This window comes from Pseudomonas sp. AC532 (genome assembly GCF_979258965.1).
This window is the reverse complement of sequence record NZ_OZ409888.1, coordinates 3918872-3939055: the sequence shown is the minus strand read 5'-3', so window position 1 is coordinate 3939055 and position 20184 is coordinate 3918872. Positions and strand designations below refer to the sequence as shown.

The 20184-nt window shown below is 65.1% G+C and carries 21 protein-coding genes; 6 read left to right on the top strand and 15 right to left on the bottom strand.

Annotation, left to right across the window (positions count from 1 at the left end; translation table 11 throughout):
• Positions 1 to 2 precede the first annotated feature (2 nt).
• From rodA to ACZ0AV_RS18280, 6 genes are read right to left on the bottom strand one after another with little or no spacing between them, the layout of a single operon-like run.
• Positions 3 to 1106 (bottom strand): rod shape-determining protein RodA, encoded by a 1104-nt coding sequence (gene rodA, locus ACZ0AV_RS18305; protein ID WP_499153392.1) that lies wholly within the window; start codon positions 1104 to 1106, stop codon positions 3 to 5.
• Between the two features lie 44 nt (positions 1107 to 1150).
• Positions 1151 to 3055 (bottom strand): penicillin-binding protein 2, encoded by a 1905-nt coding sequence (mrdA, locus tag ACZ0AV_RS18300; RefSeq protein ID WP_499152351.1) that lies wholly within the window; start codon positions 3053 to 3055, stop codon positions 1151 to 1153.
• A gap of 12 nt (positions 3056 to 3067) precedes the next feature.
• Positions 3068 to 3535 (bottom strand): 23S rRNA (pseudouridine(1915)-N(3))-methyltransferase RlmH, encoded by a 468-nt coding sequence (gene rlmH, locus ACZ0AV_RS18295; protein ID WP_499152350.1) that lies wholly within the window; start codon positions 3533 to 3535, stop codon positions 3068 to 3070.
• 12 nt (positions 3536 to 3547) lie between these two features.
• Positions 3548 to 3907, bottom strand: a complete 360-nt coding sequence (gene rsfS, locus ACZ0AV_RS18290; protein WP_499153391.1) for a ribosome silencing factor — start codon at positions 3905 to 3907, stop codon at positions 3548 to 3550.
• 42 nt (positions 3908 to 3949) lie between these two features.
• Positions 3950 to 4594 (bottom strand): nicotinate-nucleotide adenylyltransferase, encoded by a 645-nt coding sequence (nadD, locus tag ACZ0AV_RS18285; protein ID WP_499152349.1) that lies wholly within the window; start codon positions 4592 to 4594, stop codon positions 3950 to 3952.
• Positions 4594 to 5859, bottom strand: a complete 1266-nt coding sequence (locus ACZ0AV_RS18280) for a glutamate-5-semialdehyde dehydrogenase (protein ID WP_499152348.1) — start codon at positions 5857 to 5859, stop codon at positions 4594 to 4596. Before ACZ0AV_RS18280 ends, nadD begins: the two co-directional genes overlap by 1 nt.
• A gap of 276 nt (positions 5860 to 6135) precedes the next feature.
• Here ACZ0AV_RS18280 and ACZ0AV_RS18275 point away from each other — a divergent pair, with 276 nt between their 5' ends.
• Positions 6136 to 7452: a bifunctional DedA family/phosphatase PAP2 family protein gene (locus tag ACZ0AV_RS18275; protein ID WP_499152347.1), complete on the top strand. Its 1317-nt coding sequence runs from the start codon at positions 6136 to 6138 to the stop codon at positions 7450 to 7452.
• A gap of 52 nt (positions 7453 to 7504) precedes the next feature.
• Here ACZ0AV_RS18275 and ACZ0AV_RS18270 read toward each other — a convergent pair whose 3' ends face one another.
• The 3 genes from ACZ0AV_RS18270 to ACZ0AV_RS18260 are packed head-to-tail and all read right to left on the bottom strand — an operon-like array spanning position 7505 to position 9179.
• Positions 7505 to 8095: an LON peptidase substrate-binding domain-containing protein gene (locus ACZ0AV_RS18270; protein WP_499152346.1), complete on the bottom strand. Its 591-nt coding sequence runs from the start codon at positions 8093 to 8095 to the stop codon at positions 7505 to 7507.
• A gap of 8 nt (positions 8096 to 8103) precedes the next feature.
• Positions 8104 to 8817, bottom strand: a complete 714-nt coding sequence (locus ACZ0AV_RS18265) for an LrgB family protein (RefSeq protein ID WP_499152345.1) — start codon at positions 8815 to 8817, stop codon at positions 8104 to 8106.
• Entirely contained in the window at positions 8817 to 9179 is a 363-nt protein-coding gene (locus ACZ0AV_RS18260) for a CidA/LrgA family protein (protein ID WP_499152344.1), read from the bottom strand. The genes ACZ0AV_RS18265 and ACZ0AV_RS18260 overlap by 1 nt, the downstream gene beginning before the upstream one ends.
• A gap of 193 nt (positions 9180 to 9372) precedes the next feature.
• On the opposite strand from ACZ0AV_RS18260, the gene ACZ0AV_RS18255 reads away from it, so the two are divergent.
• Together ACZ0AV_RS18255 and ACZ0AV_RS18250 are read left to right on the top strand one after the other, a co-directional pair.
• Complete coding sequence (locus tag ACZ0AV_RS18255) at positions 9373 to 11079, top strand: C13 family peptidase (RefSeq protein ID WP_499152343.1); 1707 nt, start codon at positions 9373 to 9375, stop codon at positions 11077 to 11079.
• 80 nt (positions 11080 to 11159) lie between these two features.
• Positions 11160 to 11801, top strand: a complete 642-nt coding sequence (locus ACZ0AV_RS18250; RefSeq protein WP_499152342.1) for a Rossmann-fold NAD(P)-binding domain-containing protein — start codon at positions 11160 to 11162, stop codon at positions 11799 to 11801.
• 88 nt (positions 11802 to 11889) lie between these two features.
• Here ACZ0AV_RS18250 and ACZ0AV_RS18245 read toward each other — a convergent pair whose 3' ends face one another.
• Positions 11890 to 13203, bottom strand: a complete 1314-nt coding sequence (locus ACZ0AV_RS18245) for a CitMHS family transporter (RefSeq protein WP_499152341.1) — start codon at positions 13201 to 13203, stop codon at positions 11890 to 11892.
• A 208-nt stretch (positions 13204 to 13411) separates the two neighbouring features.
• Here ACZ0AV_RS18245 and ACZ0AV_RS18240 point away from each other — a divergent pair, with 208 nt between their 5' ends.
• On the top strand, positions 13412 to 14095 hold the full coding sequence (locus ACZ0AV_RS18240) for an SDR family oxidoreductase (protein WP_499152340.1): 684 nt from the start codon (positions 13412 to 13414) through the stop codon (positions 14093 to 14095).
• A gap of 6 nt (positions 14096 to 14101) precedes the next feature.
• Here the strand turns inward: ACZ0AV_RS18240 and ACZ0AV_RS18235 are convergent, their stop codons facing one another.
• Positions 14102 to 15196, bottom strand: coding sequence for a calcium:cation antiporter (locus ACZ0AV_RS18235; RefSeq protein WP_499152339.1), 1095 nt, complete (start codon positions 15194 to 15196; stop codon positions 14102 to 14104).
• Between the two features lie 143 nt (positions 15197 to 15339).
• Between ACZ0AV_RS18235 and ACZ0AV_RS18230 the strand changes: the two genes are divergently transcribed.
• The gene (locus tag ACZ0AV_RS18230) at positions 15340 to 16287 is read left to right on the top strand and encodes an adenosine deaminase (RefSeq protein ID WP_499152338.1); all 948 of its coding nucleotides are present in this window, start codon (positions 15340 to 15342) and stop codon (positions 16285 to 16287) included.
• 96 nt (positions 16288 to 16383) lie between these two features.
• Here ACZ0AV_RS18230 and ACZ0AV_RS18225 read toward each other — a convergent pair whose 3' ends face one another.
• The 4 genes from ACZ0AV_RS18225 to ACZ0AV_RS18210 form a co-directional block, all read right to left on the bottom strand.
• Positions 16384 to 16863, bottom strand: coding sequence for a copper chaperone PCu(A)C (locus ACZ0AV_RS18225; protein ID WP_499152337.1), 480 nt, complete (start codon positions 16861 to 16863; stop codon positions 16384 to 16386).
• 57 nt (positions 16864 to 16920) lie between these two features.
• A complete protein-coding gene (locus ACZ0AV_RS18220) occupies positions 16921 to 18285 on the bottom strand; it encodes a PepSY-associated TM helix domain-containing protein (protein ID WP_499152336.1) in 1365 nt (454 codons plus the stop codon).
• Between the two features lie 73 nt (positions 18286 to 18358).
• Entirely contained in the window at positions 18359 to 18748 is a 390-nt protein-coding gene (locus ACZ0AV_RS18215; protein ID WP_499152335.1) for a DUF2946 domain-containing protein, read from the bottom strand.
• A gap of 122 nt (positions 18749 to 18870) precedes the next feature.
• The gene (locus ACZ0AV_RS18210; protein WP_499152334.1) at positions 18871 to 19788 is read right to left on the bottom strand and encodes a LysR family transcriptional regulator; all 918 of its coding nucleotides are present in this window, start codon (positions 19786 to 19788) and stop codon (positions 18871 to 18873) included.
• 105 nt (positions 19789 to 19893) lie between these two features.
• Here ACZ0AV_RS18210 and ACZ0AV_RS18205 point away from each other — a divergent pair, with 105 nt between their 5' ends.
• Positions 19894 to 20181, top strand: a complete 288-nt coding sequence (locus tag ACZ0AV_RS18205; RefSeq protein WP_499152333.1) for a putative quinol monooxygenase — start codon at positions 19894 to 19896, stop codon at positions 20179 to 20181.
• Positions 20182 to 20184: the final 3 nt, after the last annotated feature.

The window sequence follows — 20184 nt, the reverse complement described above, 5'->3', positions numbered from 1 at the left end:
AATCAAGCCTGAGCAATCCACTTACGGTGCGTGTGGATGGACATCAGAATTCCGAAACCCGACAACAACGTAATCAACGACGTGCCGCCATAACTGATGAACGGCAGCGGCACACCCACTACCGGCAACAACCCACTGACCATGCCGATATTGATGAACACATAGACAAAGAAGGTCATGGTCAAACCACCGGCGAGCAGCTTACCGAACAGCGTCTGCGCTTGCACGGTAATCACCAGCCCCCGTGCAATCAACAGAATGTACAAAAGCAGCAACAGACAGACACCAATCAGGCCGAATTCTTCGGCCAGGACCGCAATGATAAAGTCCGTGTGGCTTTCCGGCAAAAAGTCCAGGTGCGACTGGGTGCCCATCAGCCAGCCCTTGCCGAACACCCCACCGGAACCGATCGCCGCCTTGGACTGGATGATGTTCCAGCCGGCGCCGAGCGGATCGCTCTCCGGATTGATGAAGGTCAGCACTCGGCGCTTCTGGTAATCGTGCATGACGAAGAACCACATCGCCACGGCGATAGGTGCGACGGCCGCGACGGCGCCAGCGATCCAGCGCCACTGCAGCCCGCCGATGAACAGCACGAAGGCACCGGAGGCGAGGATCAGCAGCGAGGTGCCGAGGTCCGGCTGCAGCAGGATCAGCACGAACGGCGTGACCACCAGCCCCAGGCTGACCGCGACATGCTTGAGGCTCGGCGGCAGCGTGCGCTTGGACAGGTACCAGGCCATGGTCGCCGGCATCAGGATCTTCATGAATTCCGACGGTTGGAAACGAATCACGCCGGGAATGTTGATCCAGCGCGTGGCGCCCATGGCGTTGTGACCCATGACATCGACCACCACCAGCAGCGCCACCCCACACAGATAGCCAAGCGGCACCCAGCGCGCCATGAAGCGCGGCTCGAACTGGGCGATCACCACCATCGCCACCAGGCCGATGCCGAAGGAACTGGCCTGCTTGGCCAACAGATCGAGGTTCTTGCCGCTGGCCGAATAGAGGATGAACAGGCTGCCGGTCGCGAGTAGCAGCAATAACAGGAGCAGGATGCCGTCGATGTGCAGACGCTGCAGCAGGCTGGAGCGACGGCGCAGAACATCGTCGGTGGACAGTGTGCGATCGAAGCTACCGGTCAGGCTCATGGGTGCTTCACCTCTGCGTTGAGCGGCGCCGTGGCACCTGGCGTGGCGTACTCGGCCTTGAGTTGGCCGTTCTCGTCGAGCAGCCAGGCATCCATCACCTGTTTGACTACCGGGGCGCCGACGCCGGAGCCGGATTCACCGTTTTCGACCATCACTGCCACGACGATCTGCGGGTTGTCCGCCGGCGCGAAACCGACGAACAGGGCGTGGTCACGGTGGCGTTCCTGCACCTTGCTGCGGTCGTACTTCTCGCCCTGCTTGATCGCCACCACCTGGGCGGTACCGCTCTTGCCGGCAATCCGGTAGGCCGCTGCATCGCCGACCTTGCGCGCCGTACCGCGGGCGCCGTGCATCACAGCTTCCATGCCGAGGCGTGCGTAATCCCAGGCCTTGGGATCGCGCAGCACGATATCCGGAATCGGGTCAGGATCAGGGGGCAGGCTGCCGTCGATGGTCCTGGCCAGGTGCGGGCGAATCCACTTGCCCTTGGTGGCCATCAGCGCGGTGGCCTGGGCCAGTTGCAGCGGCGTGGCCTGCATATAGCCCTGGCCGATACCGAGGATCAGCGTCTCGCCCGGATACCAGGGCTGGCGATAGCGCGCGCGTTTCCAGTCCCGCGAGGGCATCAGGCCGGCGGTTTCCTCGAACATGTCCAGGGACACCCGCTGGCCCAGGCCGAACCGGGTCATGTAATCATGCAGGCGGTCGATGCCCATCTTGTGGGCCAGGTCGTAGAAGTAGGTGTCGTTGGATCGCATGATCGCCAGGTTGAGATCCACCCAGCCGTCACCCGTGCGGTTCCAGTTGCGGTACTTGTGGCTGTGGTTGGCCAATTGGTAGAAGCCCGGGTCGAATACCCGCGACGTCGGGGTGATCACCCCGGCATCCAGGCCGGCCACCGCGACCATTGGCTTGATGGTCGAACCCGGCGGATACAGGCCCCGCAGCACGCGGTTATAGAGCGGCCGGTCAATCGAGTCACGCAGCTCGGCATAGGCCTTGAAGCTGATCCCGGTGACGAAGGGGTTGGGGTCGAAGCTCGGCTGGCTGACCATCGCCAGCACCTCGCCGGTCGACGGCTGGATCGCCACCACCGCCCCGCGCCGCCCACCAAGCGCCTGCTCGGCGACTTCCTGCAGGTGCACGTCGAGGGTCAGCATCACGTCCTTGCCGGGCAGCGGGTCAGTACGATTGAGCACACGCAGCACGCGCCCGCGGGCGTTGGTTTCGACTTCTTCATAACCAACCTTGCCGTGCAACTGATCCTCGTAGAAACGCTCGATGCCAGTCTTGCCGATATGGTGCGTGCCGCTGTACTCGACCGGGTCGAGCTCCTTGAGCTCGCGTTCGTTGATGCGCCCCACATAGCCGACCGAATGGGCGAAATGCTCGCGCTGCGGGTAGTGACGCACCAGCTGCGCCACCACCTCGACGCCCGGCAGGCGGAACTGGTTCACCGCCAGCCGGGCGATCTGCTCTTCGCTGAGTTCGAACAGCACCGGCACCGGCTCGAACGGCCGCCGACCCTGGCGCACACGGCGCTCGAACAGCTCGCGGTCATCGGCGGTGAGTTCAAGCACCTCGACGATCACGTCGAGCACCTGCTCCCAGTCACCGGCACGCTCGCGGGTCAGGCTGAGGCTGAAGCTGGGCCGGTTGTCGGCGATGATCACCCCGTTGCGGTCGTAGATCAGCCCGCGGTTGGGCGGGATCGGCTGCACGTGGATGCGGTTGTTCTCCGCCAGCGTCGAGTGGTACTCGTACTGGATCACCTGCAGGTAGTACATGCGGGCGATCAGCACCAGAGTCAGCGCCAGAAACACCACGCCACCGACCATCGCACGCTTGCGGATGAGGCGCGCGTCCTTCTCGTGGTCTTTTAGGCGGATCGGCTGGGGCATCGGGGCGGCTGACTACTTGTGGTAAGGGTGACCGGACAAGACTGTCCAGGCACGATAGATCTGTTCGCCAACCAGTATCCGTACCAGCGGGTGAGGCAAGGTGAGGGGCGACAACGACCAGCGCTGCTCGCTACGCGCCTGGACTTCCGGCGCAAGCCCCTCGGGGCCGCCAACCATCAGGTTGACGGTGCGTGCATCCAGCCGCCATTTGTCGAGCTCGACAGCCAGCTGCTCGGTGCTCCAGGGTCGCCCTTCGACTTCCAGGGTGACGATGCGTTCCCCGGGCTGCACCTTGGCCAGCATGGCCTCGCCTTCCTGGCGGATCATCCGCGCCACGTCGGCATTCTTGCCCCGCGTGGTCAGGGGAATTTCCACCAGTTCCAGGGACAGCTCGGCGGGCATGCGCTTGGCGTACTCCTGCCAACCATCCTCGACCCAGCGCGGCATGCGCGAGCCCACGGCGATCAGTTTGATGCGCACGACAGGCAGGCCTTATTCGCGCTCGCCGCCCTGCTGGGCACGGCTCTGCTCGGCACCTTGCCACAGCCGCTCCAGGTCATAGAACTGGCGCGCGGTCGGCAGCATCACGTGAACGACGATATCGCCCAGGTCGAGCAGTGCCCATTCGCCGCTGTCCAGGCCTTCGCTGCCGATTGGCCGCACGCCCTGTTCCTTGGTCTTTTCCAGCACGTTGTCGACCAGCGACTTGACGTGACGGCTGGAGGTGCCGCTGGCGATCACCATGAAATCGGTGATGCTGGTCTTTTCACGCACGTCGATGGTGGTGATGTCCTGGGCCTTGATCTCTTCCAGTGCAGCGATGGCCAGCTTGACCAGGTCTTCACTGTGCAGGGTTTGCTTCGTCATAACTAACTCGTTTGCCTCGTGTTCGATTCACCCACGGTACAGTCCATGGGCGTTGATATAAGCCAGCACCGCGTCGGGCACCAGAAAGCGCGCCGATCGGTCGTTCGCCAGCAGCGAACGGATCTGGGTGGCAGACACCGCAAGCGGCGTCTGCCAGATGAAGGAAATCTGTCCCGCTGGACCCTGGAGCGCCAGGGGGTCAGCGATATTGCGTGCCGCCAGCAGGTCGCGCAGTGATTCGCACGCCTCGCTGTCGGCATCCGGGCGCTGCAACACCAGAATGTGGCAGTGGCGCAGCAACTCGTCCCAACGGTGCCAGGTCGGCAGGCCACAAAAGGCATCCCATCCCAGAATCAAAAACAGCTGATCATCCGCTGCCATTTCGCCCCGCAACGACTCCAGGGTGTCGATGCTGTAGGACGGCTTGTCGCGGCGTAGCTCACGGTCGTCCACGCGCAGCGACGGCAATCCCGACACTGCCTGCTCGACCATGGCCAGGCGATCCTGCGCACTGACCTGCGGCGTTTCGCGGTGCGGTGGACGCGCGCTGGGGATCAGTCGCAGCTCGTCCAGCCCCATGAACTCGACCACCTCCAGCGCACCGCGCAAGTGGCCGATATGCACCGGATCGAAGGTACCGCCCAACAACCCGATGCGCTTGCGGCTCGCCATCAGGTGCGCACGTGCCCGTCGCCGAACACCACGTACTTCTCGCTGGTCAGCCCCAACAGGCCGACGGGCCCGCGAGCATGCAGCTTGTCGGTGGAAATACCGATTTCCGCCCCCAGGCCGTATTCGAAACCATCGGCGAAACGCGTGGAGGCGTTGACCATCACCGAACTGGAATCCACCTCGGTCAAGAAGCGCCGGGCGTCGCTGAAGTTTTCCGTGACGATCGCATCGGTGTGCTGCGAGCCGTAGGTGTTGATGTGTTCGATGGCCGCGTCCAGCGAGTCAACCACGCGAATCGCCAGGATCGGCGCGTTGTACTCGGCGTACCAGTCGTCTTCGCTGGCCTCCAGCACGTCGCGGCCCAGCAGCGCGCGAGTCTGCGCGTCACCACGCAGCTCCACGCCCTTGTCGCGGTAGATGGCGGCCAGCGGCGGCAGCACGCGCGCGGCAATATCGGCATGCACCAACAGGGTTTCCATGGTGTTGCACGGCGAGTAGCGCTGCGTCTTCGAGTTGTCGCAAACGCGGATGGCCTTGTCGAGGTCGGCGGCGATGTCGACATAGACGTGGCAAACACCATCCAAATGCTTGATGACCGGCACCTTGGCATCACGGCTGATGCGCTCGATCAGGCCCTTGCCGCCACGCGGCACGATCACGTCGACGAACTCCGGCAAGGTGATCAGCGCGCCAACCGCGGCCCGGTCGGTGGTTTCCACGACCTGCACCGCACTCGCCGGCAAACCGGCTCCGGCCAGACCTGCCTGGATGCAGCGGGCGATGGCCTGGTTGGAATGAATGGCTTCGGAGCCGCCACGCAGGATGGTGGCGTTACCGGACTTCAGGCACAGGCTGGCAGCATCGATGGTTACGTTGGGCCGCGACTCGTAGATGATGCCGATCACGCCCAGCGGTACGCGCATCTTGCCGACCTGGATCCCTGATGGCAGGTAGCGCATGCCTTGAATTTCGCCGATCGGATCCGGCAGCGTGGCAACCTGACGCAGCCCCTCGATCATGCTGTCGATGATCTTCGGGGTCAGCGCCAGGCGATCGACCATGGCCGGCTCCAGACCGCTGGCCCGCGCAGCGGCCAGGTCCAGTTCATTGGCGGCAGTCAGGTCGCTGCGGGCCGCATCCAGCGCATCGGCAGCGGCTTGCAGGGCCTGGTTCTTCTGCGCAGTGCTGGCCCGCGCGAGCACGCGCGAAGCCTGGCGGGCGGCGCGGCCCAGGCGGGTCATGTAGTCAAGCACGGACTCGGTCATGGCAACTCAGGTCTGGCAGTTGGAAAAAGTTGCTGATTATAGCGGTCATGCCGTCCCACGCACAGCGGCGCCGGGCAGATGGTCGTGAAAGCCTTGTAACCGACGGTACAACTTCGCCTCGCCCGCGCGGCCAGGCACTGGCGCCAACGCGGTGGCTTGTTGCTATGATCGCGGGCGCGCGAGCGGCCAGACCTGGCACACAGGCAAAGGAACCGTGTTTGCAGTGACGGGTCGAAGGCTGCGATTTCCCACTATTCATTATTAAGGTGTCCGTTCATGGGCCAATGGCTCGATAGTCTGACGACCTGGCTCGCGGCCAACCCCGAGTGGCTGGGCCTGGCGATTTTTCTGATCGCCTGCATCGAATGCTTGGCCATTGCCGGCATCGTCGTGCCCGGTACGGTGTTGCTGTTCGCCGTCGGCGTCATGGCCGGCAACGGCGCGCTGAGCCTATGGGAAACCCTGGCGCTGGCGTACTTCGGCGGCCTCCTCGGAGACGCCATCTCCTATGGACTGGGCCGCTACTTTCACCAGGACATCGGCCGCCTGCCGGGGCTGCGCAGCCACCCGCAATGGCTTGAGGGTGCGAAGAACTATTTCGAGCGCTACGGCGTTGCCAGCTTGTTGCTGGGCCGCTATATCGGCCCGCTGCGGCCGATGCTGCCGATGGTTGCTGGCATGCTAAACATGCCGCTGGCCCGTTTCATCGCCGTGAGCATGCTGGCGGCCGCGGGCTGGGCGGTCGCCTATCTGGTGCCCGGCTGGGCCGCAGGCGCCGCCCTGCGCCTGCCGCTGCCGCCGGGCTTCTGGCCACAGGCGGCCGTGGTCGCGGGGGGCCTGGCGCTATTGGTGGTACTCACGGCCCAGAGCAGCCTGCGCGAACAGCGCCACGCCAGCCTGATCGCCGGCGGCCTCGGCGCGATCCTGCTGCTCGCCCTGTTCATCGGCTGGCCGTACCTGATCCAGCTGGATGAGGGCCTGATCAAAGTCATTCAGGAAGGCCGCGACCCGCGCTCCGACCATATCGCCGTGTTGATCACCCACTTCGGTGATTTCGACGTGCAACTGGCGGTCGCCGCCCTGCTCTGCGTACTGCTGCTCGTGACCCGCAAGTGGCAGGCACTGTTGTTTTCGGTCGGCGCGATGCTCAGCACGGCGCTGGCCAACGGTGCCCTCAAGGGATTGTTCGAACGGGCGCGCCCGGATGTGTTACTCGAGCCGCTGCACACCTACAGTTTCCCCAGCGGCCACAGCTCGGCGGCCTTCGCCTTCTTCCTGACCCTGGCTGTGCTCGCCGGCCGCGGCTTGCCGGCGCGCCTGCGGCTGACCTGGATTCTGCTGGCGTGCCTGCCGGCCTTCGCCATCGCGGTGTCGCGGGTCTACCTCGGCGTGCACTGGCCGAGCGACATCATCGCCGGCGCGCTGCTGGCCAGCAGCCTGTGCGCCTTGAGCCTGGCGATGATGCAGCGCTTCGCATCGCTGCCACCGCTGTCGGCGAAGGTCTGGTGGATGATCCTGCCGAGCAGCGCCTTGCTGCTGACCACCATGGTGCTGCTGCGCATGTCGGAAGGCGTGGAGATCTACCGCTACTGACCCGGCAGGCGACGGCCCGGCACGCCGAGCCGAGCGAGGCTTCGTGTGCCGCTCAGGTCGCGCCGTCGCCCTGTAACTGCTCGACCAGCTCCTGGAGCATGGCCAGGCGCACGGCGGCGTCGGGCTCGGCCAGCAGGGCGACCTTCTGCTCGGCAGCGAACGGCAGCAGGTAGGCGAGCTTGTCGGCCAGCTCGGCCTGGCTATCGGCACTGCCACCCATGTCCAGGCTGGCTACCATCGGGTGCTCGGCCAGTGCCTCAAGCAACGCCAGCAGGTCCGCATGGCGCTCATCCAGCGGCTGTTCAGGCGCGCCTTCCAGCCACTCGACCTGAGCGAGCGTCAGTTTGTCCGGCAACACCTGCGCCTGCTTGACGCGCAACCGCCGGCCGCCCTGCACGCGAATACCCAGCAGGCCGTTGGGGCGCTGCTGGAAGTCGGTGATCAGCGCCTCGCAGCCGGTCTGCGCGATGCGCTCGGCAGCATCGCCCACTTCGGCACCCTCCACGATGCACACCACCCCGAAGCCTTCGCCCTGCTTCATGCAGCGGCTGATCATGTCCAGGTAGCGCGCCTCGAAAATCTGCAGGTCCAGCACGCAGCCGGGAAACAGGACGGTGTGCAGTGGGAATAGAGGTAGGGTCATTGCGATTCTCAATTCAGGAAGACGATAGCCAGCGGCAGGAGAATGGCGGTGAACACGCCCATCAGGCTCATGGCCAGGGCCGCGAAGGCGCCGCACTCCTCGCTCTCTTGCATGGCGCGCGAGGTACCCACCGCATGGGCGGTCATGCCCAGCGCCATGCCCATCGCCGCGTGGTGACGCACGCCACACCAGCGCAGCAGCGACGGCCCGATGATCGCGCCGAGCACCCCGGTGATCATCACGAACACCGCTGCCAACGCTGCCAGCCCGCCGATCTGGCTGGCCACCAGCATGGCGATCGGCGAGGTCACCGACTTGGGCGCCATGCTCATCAGCATGTTGTGTTCGGCACCGAGCAGCCAGGCCAGCGCGACGCCGAGCACGGTCGCCACCACCCCGGCGACCAGCAATGTCAGCACCGTGGGCCAGAACACCTGGCGAATGCGCCGCAGGTTGAGGAACAGCGGCACCGCCAGGGCCACGGTGGCCGGACCGAGGAAGAGGGTCAGCGCCTCGGCGCTGCGCTGGTAGTGGGCGAAGGTCAGCCCGCAGAGCAGCAGGATGGCGATCACCAGCAGGGTCGATACCAGCACCGGCTGCAGGAATACCCAGCGGGTCCTGTCATAGGCGGCGATCGCCAGTTGATAGGCGCCCAGGGTAATGCCGGCACCGAACAACGGATGATGGGTGACGGCCATCCAGGCGCCGTGCCAGTCGAGCATCACCCTTCGCCCCGGCGACGCGCCTGGCGCTCAATCAGCTTTTGCATCATCCAGCCCGCGAATACCAAGGACAGGATCAGCGACAGCACCAGGGCGCCGATCACCGCCCAGAAATCGGCAACGATCGCCTCGGCGTACGCCATCACGCCCACCGCCGGCGGTACCAGCAGCAGAGGCAGGTATTTGAGCAGGCCACTGGCGGCCTGCTGGATCGGCTCGTCGACCTGACCGCGACAGAGCAGACCCACCAGCAGGAGCAGCATGCCGAGGATCGGCCCTGGCAACATCGGCAAAAACAGCGCATTGACCGCCGTGCCAAGCAGTTGGCACAGGACCAGCCAGAACAGGCCACGAAGCAGCATGCAGACTCCCCTCGAACGTCGTGCGGCGCGCCCGGTTGGAGGCACGGCCTTACAAGGCGGCCATTATAGGCAGGTAAGAGCGGCGCCCGGAACGCCACCTGCACTTCGCCGCCGCGCGCGAACCGGCTGCCTGGGCGTAGCCAGACGCTTGCGGCATACTGCCGGCATCGCTCATCCGACCTGGACGTCCCGCATGTTTCGCCTCGCGCCCCTGGCCCTGATTTTGTCCCTCGCTGCCTGCGGCCAAAGCATGCCGTTGCTGCCTGCCGACGCCATCCTGCCGGACGGTTCGCGCTATCACGGCGAGGTGGTGGACGGCCTGCTGCAGGGTGAAGGTCGCCTCGACTATGCCGACGGCGGCTGGTTCGTCGGCCACTTCCTCGACGGCCAGCGCCACGGCGCCGGTGAATGGCACGGCGCCAATGGCGAGCACTATGTCGGCGCGTTCGCGGCGGGCAGCTTTTCCGGCCAGGGCACGCTGAAAATGGCCGATGGCAGCCATTACAGTGGCGGCTTTGCCAAGGGGCGCTTCAGCGGCGAAGGGATGCTGGAAGAAGCCGGCCAGACCTACCGCGGGCAATTTCGCGACGGTCGCTTCCACGGTTTCGGCACCCTGGAGCAGACCGATGGCAGCCGCTTTCAGGGCCATTTCGTGAAGGGCCTGCCGGATGGCCAGGGCGTTCGCGAGGACGAGCTCGGCAACCGGCTGTCCGGCCATTTCGTCGGCGGCCAGCTCAAAGGTGCCGGCAACTACCGCGGCAGCGACGGTGACAGTTACGACGGCGAACTGCAGGACAGCCTGTTCCATGGCCAGGGCCGCTACCAGAGCGCCGCGGGCGAAACCTGGAGCGGTACCTTCGTGGCCGGTGCACTCACCGGCAAAGGCGACTACACCGGCAGCGACGGCAGCCGCTACAGCGGGCAGTTCCGGGACTGGCGCTATCAGGGCGAAGGTCTCCTGCAACAGGCCGACGGCAGTCGCTACCAGGGCCATTTCGCCAATGGCCGCTTCCATGGCGAGGGCACCCTGGCGCTGGCCGACGGCACGCGCCAGTCCGGCACCTGGCAACGCGGCCTGCGCGTGCGTGACGAGCATGGCAAGGCACTGCCCGACCCGCTGGAAATCGGCTTGCTGAAACAGGGCGAATTGCTCGGCCAGGCCATCGCAGCCCTGCCGTCCTCGACGCCGCGCCCGGAACTCTACGCCCTCACCCTGGCCGGCGACGGCAAGCAGAGCGTGTTCCTGCGTGAGGCCGACTACGTTGCCAACCTGCTCGGCGAACGCTTCGCCGCCCATGGCCGTATCACCCTGGCCAACCACCGCGACCACCTGGCCGACCGGCCACTGGCGACCCGCGAGAACCTGCGCCGCGCGGTACAGGCCATCGCCGAGCGCAGCGGGCCGGAGGACCTGGTGTTCATCTACCTGACCAGCCATGGCTCGCGGACCCACGAACTGAACCTGGATCAACCACGCCTGCAACTGGCCGATCTGCCCGCTGACGAGCTGGCCAGCCTGCTGCAGCCACTTGCCGACCGTCACAAGGTGATGGTGATCTCCGCCTGCTATTCCGGCGGTTTCATTCCCGCACTCAAGGACGACAAGACCTTGCTGATGACCGCCGCACGCGCCGACCGGGTGTCGTTCGGCTGTTCCGAGGAGGCCGACTTCACCTATTTCGGCCGCGCGCTGTTCGCCGAGGCGCTGCAGCAGACCGACGACCTGCAGCGCGCCTTCGAACAGGCCAGTGCGGCAGTCGCCCAGCGCGAGCAGGCCGACGGGTTCGAGCCCTCAGAGCCACAGATATGGGCGCCGCCTGCGGTACTGGCACGCTGGAATGCCCTGCGCGCGGCATCAAGCGCAGCGGCCTTGAACGATAGACCGGGCGCGGCTCTCTAAACGGGGTCGCGAGCCAGGTCACCGCACGCAGGTGCCTTGCGTACCCTGCTCAAGAATCAAACAGCAGTCGAGGATCGACCATGTACCTGACCCCCCAGCACATTCTTCTGGCTGGCGCCTCCGGGATGACCGGCGAACACCTGCTCGACAGGCTGCTCAACGAACCTACCGTCGAGCGCGTGCTGGCCCCGAGTCGCAAGCCATTGGCCGAACACCCGCACCTGGAAAATCCGCTCGGCGAACTCCTCGACCTGCTGCCGGGCCTTCAGGGGCCGGTGAATACCGCGTTCTGCTGCCTGGGCAGCACCATCAAGCAGGCCGGCTCCCAGGATGCGTTTCGCCTGGTCGACCATGACCTGGTACTGGCGTTCGCCGCCCGTGCCCGGGAGCTGGGCGCACGCCACCTGCTGGTCGTCAGCGCGATTGGCGCCGACCCGCGCTCCTCGGTGTTCTACAACCGTATCAAGGGCGAAACCGAGGAAGCGCTCAAGGCCCAGGGCTGGCCGCAGCTGACTCTGGCCCGGCCATCGCTGCTGCTCGGCCCGCGCAACGAGTTCCGCCTCGGCGAACGCCTGGCCGCGCCCTTCATGCGCTGGCTACCGGGCAAGCACCGCGCCATCGACGTGACCGCCCTGGCTCGCGCGCTGTGGCGCCTGGCGCTGGAGGAAGATCAAGGCCTGCGAGTGGTCGAGTCCGACCAACTGCGCCGCCTCGGTCGCTGAATACCCCTGGCTTGGAGCGCCCGAACGGGCGGCCAACCGAAGGTGCAGCGGGCCGGTCGGGGCCGTTGCGCCCCCGGCCGGCAGTGTTTCAGAACAGGCCAAGCACCCAGGCTACGCCGAACAGCACCAGCGAGAAGCCCCACATCCACCAGAACGAATAGCGGATGTGCTTGCCCATCTCCAGCCTGGCCAGGCCAAGTGCCAGCCACAGCGCGGGTGAGAAGGGGCTGATGAAGGTACCGATGATGTTGCCGATCATCAGCGCGTAGACCACGCTCGGCGCCGCTACGCCATGGTTCTCGACCACTTCCATTACCACTGGCAGCAGGCCGAAGTAATAGGCGTCGGTGTTAAGCAGGAACTCCATCGGGAACCCAAAGATGCCCAGGATGATGTGCAACTGGCCAACCATGCTGGCCGGCAGCACCCGAACCAGGTCCTGCGCAATGGAGGTGAGCATGCCAGTGCCGGCGAGAATGCCCAGCATCGAACCCGCCGCAAGAATGATCATGCCCATTCCCAGCGCCGCCGCCGAGTGGGCCGCAATACGCTGCATCTGCAACTTGCCATCGGGGTAGTTGATCAGCAACGCCAGGCTCAGACCGATCATGAACACATAGCCAGCCGGCAGCACGCCGGTGAACAGCGCCACCAGCACCAGCAGGAACACACCGGCGTTGACCCACATCCGCCCGGGGCGTTCGAGCGCCAGCTCCTCGGCACTGATCTCGCCCGGCTTGCCGACGTGATCCACCTCACCGTCGTCCACCACGGTGCCGCCGGTTGCGGCGATCCGACGCTGCTCGCGCCAGCCCAGCAAGGCAGCCAGTGCCACCAGCAACACCACACCGACGCCCTGTACGGCCAGCAGTGGCCGCCACAGCTCGGTCACGTCCAGCCCGGTGACCGCCGCCGAGCGACCCAGCGGGCCTGCCCAGGGCACCATGTTGAGGATACCGGCGCCGGTGGCCAGCAGCATCAGCATCAGGTAGGGGCTCATGCGCAACTGCTTGTACAAGGGCAGCAAGGCAGGGATGGTCAGCAGGAAAGTGGTGGCGCCTGCACCATCGAGGTGAGCCAGCATGCCGATGATCGCGGTCGCGACTGCCACGGCGATGACGTTGCCACGGGTCAGCTTGACCATGAAGCCGATGATCGGCCGAAACAGGCCGGTGTCCTGCAGCACGCCGAAGAAGGTGATGGCGAAAATGAACATGGTGGCGATGGCCATGACTCGGCCGACGCCATCGGTAAAGAATCCGGAAATTTCTTCGGCGCCAAAACCGGCACAAAGCGCGCCCAGCAGAGGTACCACGATCAACGGAAGTACGGGCGACATGCGCCCGCTCAGCAGCAGCACCACCAGGCAGAAAATGGTCAACAAGCCAATCAGGGTCAGCAAACCGGAGGTCTCCTATTCTTCTTGTGAGGATCGCTATACACGACACGAGCGCGGCATCCTAAAGCGCCAACCTTTCACCAACCTTTACCGTCGAGCGTCGTAAGCCCATGTTTTGTCAGTGAATGTGTAACCTGCAGGACTATTTCAGGCGCCTATGAACGCCACGCTTGCTAAGCTGCAAGCCCTGAAATCGCTCGGAGTTTTCGCCATGCCCCACATGACCGCTTTAATCATCGGTGCTTCGCGCGGCATCGGCCTGGGCCTGGTACGTCAGCTGCACGCCAATGGCTGGCAGGTCACTGCCACGGTGCGCGACCCGGTCCGCGCCACCGCTCTGCAGGCGCTGCGGGGCGTGAGCATCGAGTCGCTGGATATCGACGATGCCGCCGCGCTGGGCGCGCTGGAGCAACGCCTGGATGGTCAGGTGTTTGATCTGCTGTTCGTCAACGCCGGCATTCTCGGCCCGAGCCATCAATCCGCTGCGGCGGCCACCGCCGAGGAACTGGGCCAGCTGTTCATGACCAACGTGGCGGCGCCGATTCGCCTGGCAGAGCGCCTGGTCGGCCAGTTGCGCCCGAACACTGGTGTGCTGGCGTTCATGAGCTCGGCGCTGGGTAGCGTGGCCAATCCGGAAGGCAACAACCTGGCGCTGTACAAGGCCAGCAAGGCAGCGCTCAACTCGCTGACCAACAGCTTCGTCTGTGAATTGCCGGAACCGCGCCCGACCGTGCTGTCGTTGCACCCAGGCTGGGTGAAGACCGACATGGGCGGAGATGGCGCGATGGTCGAAGTGGCCGACAGCTGCCGTGGCCTGGTCGAGCAGGTCGAGCGCTTTGCCGGCCAGGGCGGCCACCACTTCGTCGATTACCAGGGCCAGCGCGTCGCCTGGTAAGCCGGCTTACAACCCGAGCATCGCCAGCATGATGAAGGTGGCGAACAGCACGAAGTGGGTCATGCCCTCGATGGCATTGGTCTCACCGTCATTGAGGTTGATGGCGCAGACGATCAGGGTGATGAACACCATCACCGTCTGCACCGGGGTCATGGCCATCTGGAACGGCTGGCCGCTGTACAGGGCCATGGCCTCCATCACCGGCACGGTCAGGATCACCGTCGACAGCGACGCGCCGAGGGCGATGTTGACCACCGACTGCATGCGGTTGGCCAGCGCCGCCCGCAGCGCGGTGAGGATTTCCGGTGCGGCGGAAATGCCCGCCACCACGATGGCGGTCAGCACCGGAGGCGCGCCGGTGCCTCGCAGACCGACATCCAGCGCCTGGGACATCACCTCGGCGAGCACGCCGATCACCACCACGCCAAACACCAGCACGCCGATCGACCAGCCGACATTGACCTGTTCCTCGCCCCCCCCGTGCTCTTCACCGCCACGTTTTTTCTTCTCCGGGTAGGCGTAGCTGAAGAAGTAACTGTGCGGGCCGACCTGCATGCGCAGGAACACGGCATACAGCACCAGCATGGCGCCGATGGTGAACATCGAATACGCCTTCCAGTCCGCCTCCGGGATGAATTCGGGCACCACCATGGAGATGCCCATGGCGGTAAGGATCATCACGCTGTAGCTACGCGCGGAATCGTCGTTGTAGGACTGTTCGCCGTGCTTGAGCCCGCCCATCAGCGCGGCTAGCCCGAGGATGCCGTTGATGTCGAGCATCACCGCCGAATAGATGGTGTCGCGAACCAGGGTCGGCGATGCCTCGTTGCTCATCATGATCGCCAGGATCACCACCTCGACCAGCACCGCCGAGAGGGTGAGGATCATGGTGCCGTAGGGGTCACCGACGCGTTCTGCCAGTTGCTCGGCATGATGAGCGACCCGCAGCGACGCGCAGACGATGGAGCCGATCAGCGCGATTGCACCCATTAGCGCGACGCTCTGGCCATGCCCCAGCAGCGCATGCTCCATCGGCAGCGCGATGACCGCGGCGAGTACCGCCAGCAGCAGCCAGTATTCCTGCTTGATGGCACCTAACATGGGGGGTTCCTTGCAGAAAGACCTCGATCCTGCTCGGACTGCAACATCCGGTAAATAATTCATACCATCTGGGCACTGCAGCCGCAGCCCTGGCCGCATGCGGGTAAACTGACGGCTTACGTCTGCTGAACGAGATTGCCCCCATGTACGACTGGCTCAACGCCCTGCCCAAGGCCGAACTGCACCTGCACCTCGAAGGCTCGCTGGAGCCTGAGCTGCTCTTCGCACTGGCCGAGCGCAACCACATCGCCCTGCCCTGGAACGATGTCGAGGCGCTGCGCGCGGCCTATGCCTTCAACAATCTGCAGGAATTCCTCGACCTGTATTACCGCGGCGCCGACGTGCTGCGCACCGAGCAGGATTTCTACGACCTGACGTGGGCCTACCTGCTCAAGTGCAAGGCGCAGAACGTGGTGCACACCGAGCCGTTCTTCGACCCGCAGACCCACACCGACCGAGGCATTCCCTTCGAGGTGGTGCTGCGCGGCATCCAGCAGGCGCTGCTGGATGGCGAAAAACAGCTGGGCATCAGCCATGGGCTGATCCTCGCCTTCCTGCGTCACCTGCCCGAAGAGCAGGCCTTCCAGACCCTGGAGCAGGCCATGCCGTTTCGCGATGCCTTCATCGGCGTCGGCCTGGACAGTTCCGAACAGGGCTTTCCGCCGCGGCTGTTCGAACGGGTGTTCGCCAAGGCCCGCAGCGAAGGTTTGCATGCCGTGGCGCACGCTGGCGAGGAAGGCCCACCCGCGTACATCTGGGAGGCGCTGGATCTGCTCAAGGTCGTGCGTATCGACCACGGCGTGCGCGCCAGCGAAGACGAGCGCCTGATGCAGCGCATCATCGACGAACAGATTCCGCTGACCGTCTGCCCGCTGTCGAATACCAAGCTCTGCGTGTTCGAGCACATGGGCCAGCACAACATCCTCGACATGCTCGAGCGCGGCGTGAAGGTCACCGTCAACTCGGATGACCCGGCCTACTTCGGCGGTTACGTCACCGAAAACTTCGCGGCTCTGCACCAGGGCCTGGGCATGAGCGAAGAGCAGGCCAGGCGCCTGGCGCAGAACAGCCTGGATGCGCGGTTGGTGTGAGGGCCTGTAGCCAGGCGTCGAGGGAGGCAAATCCCGGGTCGGCCAATCCCTGGGTATCGCTTCGCTCAACTCAGGCTACGTTTTGGGCCCGCTGGGTCAGTGACCCTGGTGCTCATGCCCGCCTTCGGCGGCCGGCTCATCCTTCTGCACGGCGACCTCAACCTGCACCTTGCCGGCCTTTTCGAAGGTCAGGGTCAGCGGGAAGCGCTCGCCCTCCCTGGCCTGCTGCTTCAGGTTGAACAACATCACGTGGTAACCCATGGGCGCGAACTTCACTTCGCCGCCGGCGGGAATCAGCACGTTTTGCACCTGCTGCATCTTCATCATGCCGCCCACGTGGGCATGCTCGTGAATCTCCGCCTTGCCGGCCACCGGCGTTTCGACGGTGAGCAGGCGGTCATCGGCGTCGCCCTTGTTGTGCACGACGAAATAGGCGGCAGCGGTCGGCGCCACCGGCGGCATTTCCCGCGACCAGGGATGCTCGATATGCAACTCACCGGCGTCGTATTCATGGGCGTTGGCCAGCAGGCTGGTGCCCAGCAGTACGGCAGCAATTACGATTTTCTTCAGGTACATGGTTGCACTCCAGAAACGAATGAAGGTTGAAGCCGCGCCAAACGGCGCGGCCGGAAATCAGGCCGTGCGCCGCATACCGATGCGCGACAGCACGAAGAAATCAATCAGCCAGATCAGCAGCAGCGAGGCGCCGACCAGCGGGAATAGCACGCCCAGGCCGATCATGATCGCCACGCCGACCTTCCAGCGCGGCAGGTCATGGCGCAGCGGCGGCACGCCCAGGCGGCCACTGGGGCGGCGCTTCCACCACATGATCAGGCCGCTGACGGAACTGAGCAGAATCAACAGGCACACGACGAAAATGAACAGTTGGTGCGGCAGGCCGTAGAGCTTGCCCTGATGCAGCATCACACCACTTTCCACGGTGCGGGCCACGAGGCCGTAATCGCGCCAGCGTACATCGGCCAGCACGGCGGCGCTGTACTGGTCGATGTGCAGGGTGGCGTCGTTGCGCGGGTCGTCGGCGAACACCGCGATGGTGTAAACACCCGTGGGCGTGGTGGGAAAGGTGATGCTGTAGCCCGGATGCACACCGCGATCGCTGGCGATATCGACCACCTGCTGCAGGCCCACGGTCGGGCTGGCGGTGGAGGCCGGCATGGCGCCGCCGTTGTGCGCCGCGTGCGGATCGGACTCGGGCAGCGGGGTATTCTCAAGTGCCCAGGGCACGGTCTGCTTGTGGCTCTGGTTGAGCTCGCCGACCTGGCGCTCCGAGGTCGGCACCTTGTCCCACATGGCTGCCGGAAAGTGATTCCAGGCGCCGGCGAACTGCTTGCCCCAAAAGCCCGTCCAGGTCATGCCGGTGAGCAGCATGAACAGCAACAGCAAGGCGCCCCAGAAACCGGTCACTGCATGCACATCGCGCCAGAACAACCGGCCACGGGCCGACAACCGCGGCCACAACACGCCCGCCCTGCTGTTGCCCCGCGGCCACCAGAGATACAGGCCAGAGACCACCAGCACCACTGCCCAGCCGGCCGCCAGTTCGATCAGGCGATCGCCCGGCGTACCGATCAGCAGGTCGGCGTGCACCGCCCGCGCCAACGCCTGCAGATTGTAGTGGGCATCCTGGGTGCCGAGGATGGCGCCGCTGTAGGGGTCGAGGAATACAGTGCGAGTGCGCTCGCCAACCCCGACGACAAACTGCGCGCTGTGGTCGGCGTCCACCGGAGGCAGGTACTGGCTGACACTGCCCTGCGGGTACACCGCCTGGACCCGACCGAGCATTTCATCGGCAGTCAGCGAAGGGCCGCTGGCCTCGACCTGCAGCAGGTCGGCGTACATCAGCTGGTCGAGCTGCGGTTTGAACAGGTAGATGATGCCGGTCAGCGACAGCATGATCAGAAACGGAATGACGAACAGGCCAGCGTAGAAATGCCAGCGCCAGGCCAGGTTGTAGAAGGATGGAGTCGAGTTTTTCATCGTGAGCCCGATCTGTGCATAGTGAACTGCCGCCTCGGCAAGGAACGCGGCAGGCAATGTCAGCGAAACGAGGTCAGGCGATGAAGGGTGACGCGCGGGGATTGGCGGAAGGCCAGAGGTATCGCACCGCCGCACCGGGTTCGGCGCAAGGCCGGGGGTTGCCCGGGCGAATGCGTGGTGCCAGGCCCAACAGGCCAAAGAAGGCAGCCAGCGCCAGGGCGACGAAGGTGGAGCACAGCGGGCAGCCCGGGCCAGTCGACGGCATCGGCATTCCCGCGTCGACGCCGCTCATGCCCATGCTGCCATTGCCGCTGGCATCGAGAGCGCAGTAGCCGCCGTCCATCCCGCTGAGCTGCAGGCCGGTCATCTGCCCGTGGCCGATGGCACAGGCGAACGCGCTGAACAGGACGCTGAAATACAGCACCCAGGCGAGCAACGAGCGATCGGAGCGGGACAGGTTCATGGACGGCGATTCTAGGGGCTATGGCTCATCAGGTACTGCGGTGGATTGCCGCAGCCCGGTACGGGTTCAGGTTGTATCACGAGCGGCAGGTGGCGGAACCCTCTGCGCACGCAGGACGGCGTTCAGCGAGCCCAGGGCGCCTGCGCCAGCAACTCGGCACAGCGCGCCTGCACGAACTCGCGTAGCAGGTGCACGGGTTTGCTCAATTGCTCGCGGTGGGCGCAGATCAGATTGAGCGGCGTCGGCTCGCCCAGCACCGCGGGCAGCAGAATCTTCAAGCGCCCGGCCTGCACGTCACCAGCCACGTCCAGCCAGGACTTGTACACCACGCCGGCACCGGCAACCGCCCAGCGCCGCACCACGTCGGCGTCGTCACTGAGCCGGTCGCCGGCCACCTGCAGGCTGTGTTCGCCATCGGCCGCGTGGAACCGCCAGCGCTCATAGGCGCGCCCGCCGAGCATGTAGATCAGGCAATTGTGCTCGCGCAGGTCGCTGATCTGCTGCGGCTCGCCACGGGCCTGCAGGTAAGCAGGCGCGGCACACAGCACGCGGCGGTTGCCGGGTGCCACGGGCAACGCCACCAGGCTGGAATCTTCCGGGGCGCCATAGCGCAGGGCGATGTCCACCGGCTCGCGAAACAGATCGGTCACCCGGTCGCCGAGCAGCAGGCGCAACTGTACCTGCGGATGGCTGTGCATGAAGCTGTCGAGCCAAGGCAGCAGGGTGTTACGCCCGAAGTCGGAGGGCGCCGACAGTTGTAGCGGGCCGCTGAGCGCGGATCGGCTGCCGGCCAGTTGCTGGCGCCCGGCCTCCAGGCTCTGCAGCACCTGGCGGGCATGCACCAGGTAGGCTTCACCTTCGGCCGTCAGGCGCAGGCTGCGAGTCGAACGGGCAAACAGGCGCACCTGCAACGCCTGCTCCAGGCGTTTCAGCGCCGCACTGGCCACTGCGGGCGAGATATCGAGCAGCCGCGCGGCCGCCGACAGGCTGCCGACTTCAGCAGTGCGCACGAATACCTGCAGATCATCCAGACGCAACACAGCGGCTCACTTTCAAAAAAATATTGAAAGAGACTCTACTTGCACGCTGTTTTTCTCGCCACGCAAATAAACGAGCATGGGCTCACCTTATAGCGGAGCCTCACCATGACCCTGACACTGGTCGCCACCATCACCGCCCTCAGCGGCCAGGCCGACACCGTCGAAGCCGGACTGCGCCAACTGGTCAGTGCCAGCCGTGCCGAAGCCGGCTGCCTGCAATACGACCTGCATCGTCACCAGGACGATACCGATGTATTCGTGATGATCGAGCAGTGGCAGGACAGCGCCGCCCTCGCCTTTCATCAGGCCACCGATCATTACCGCCACTTCAAGACCACCTGCGGCGACGCGCTGCTGGGTGTCGCCTTGCAACCCCTGAACCGTATCGCCTGATTC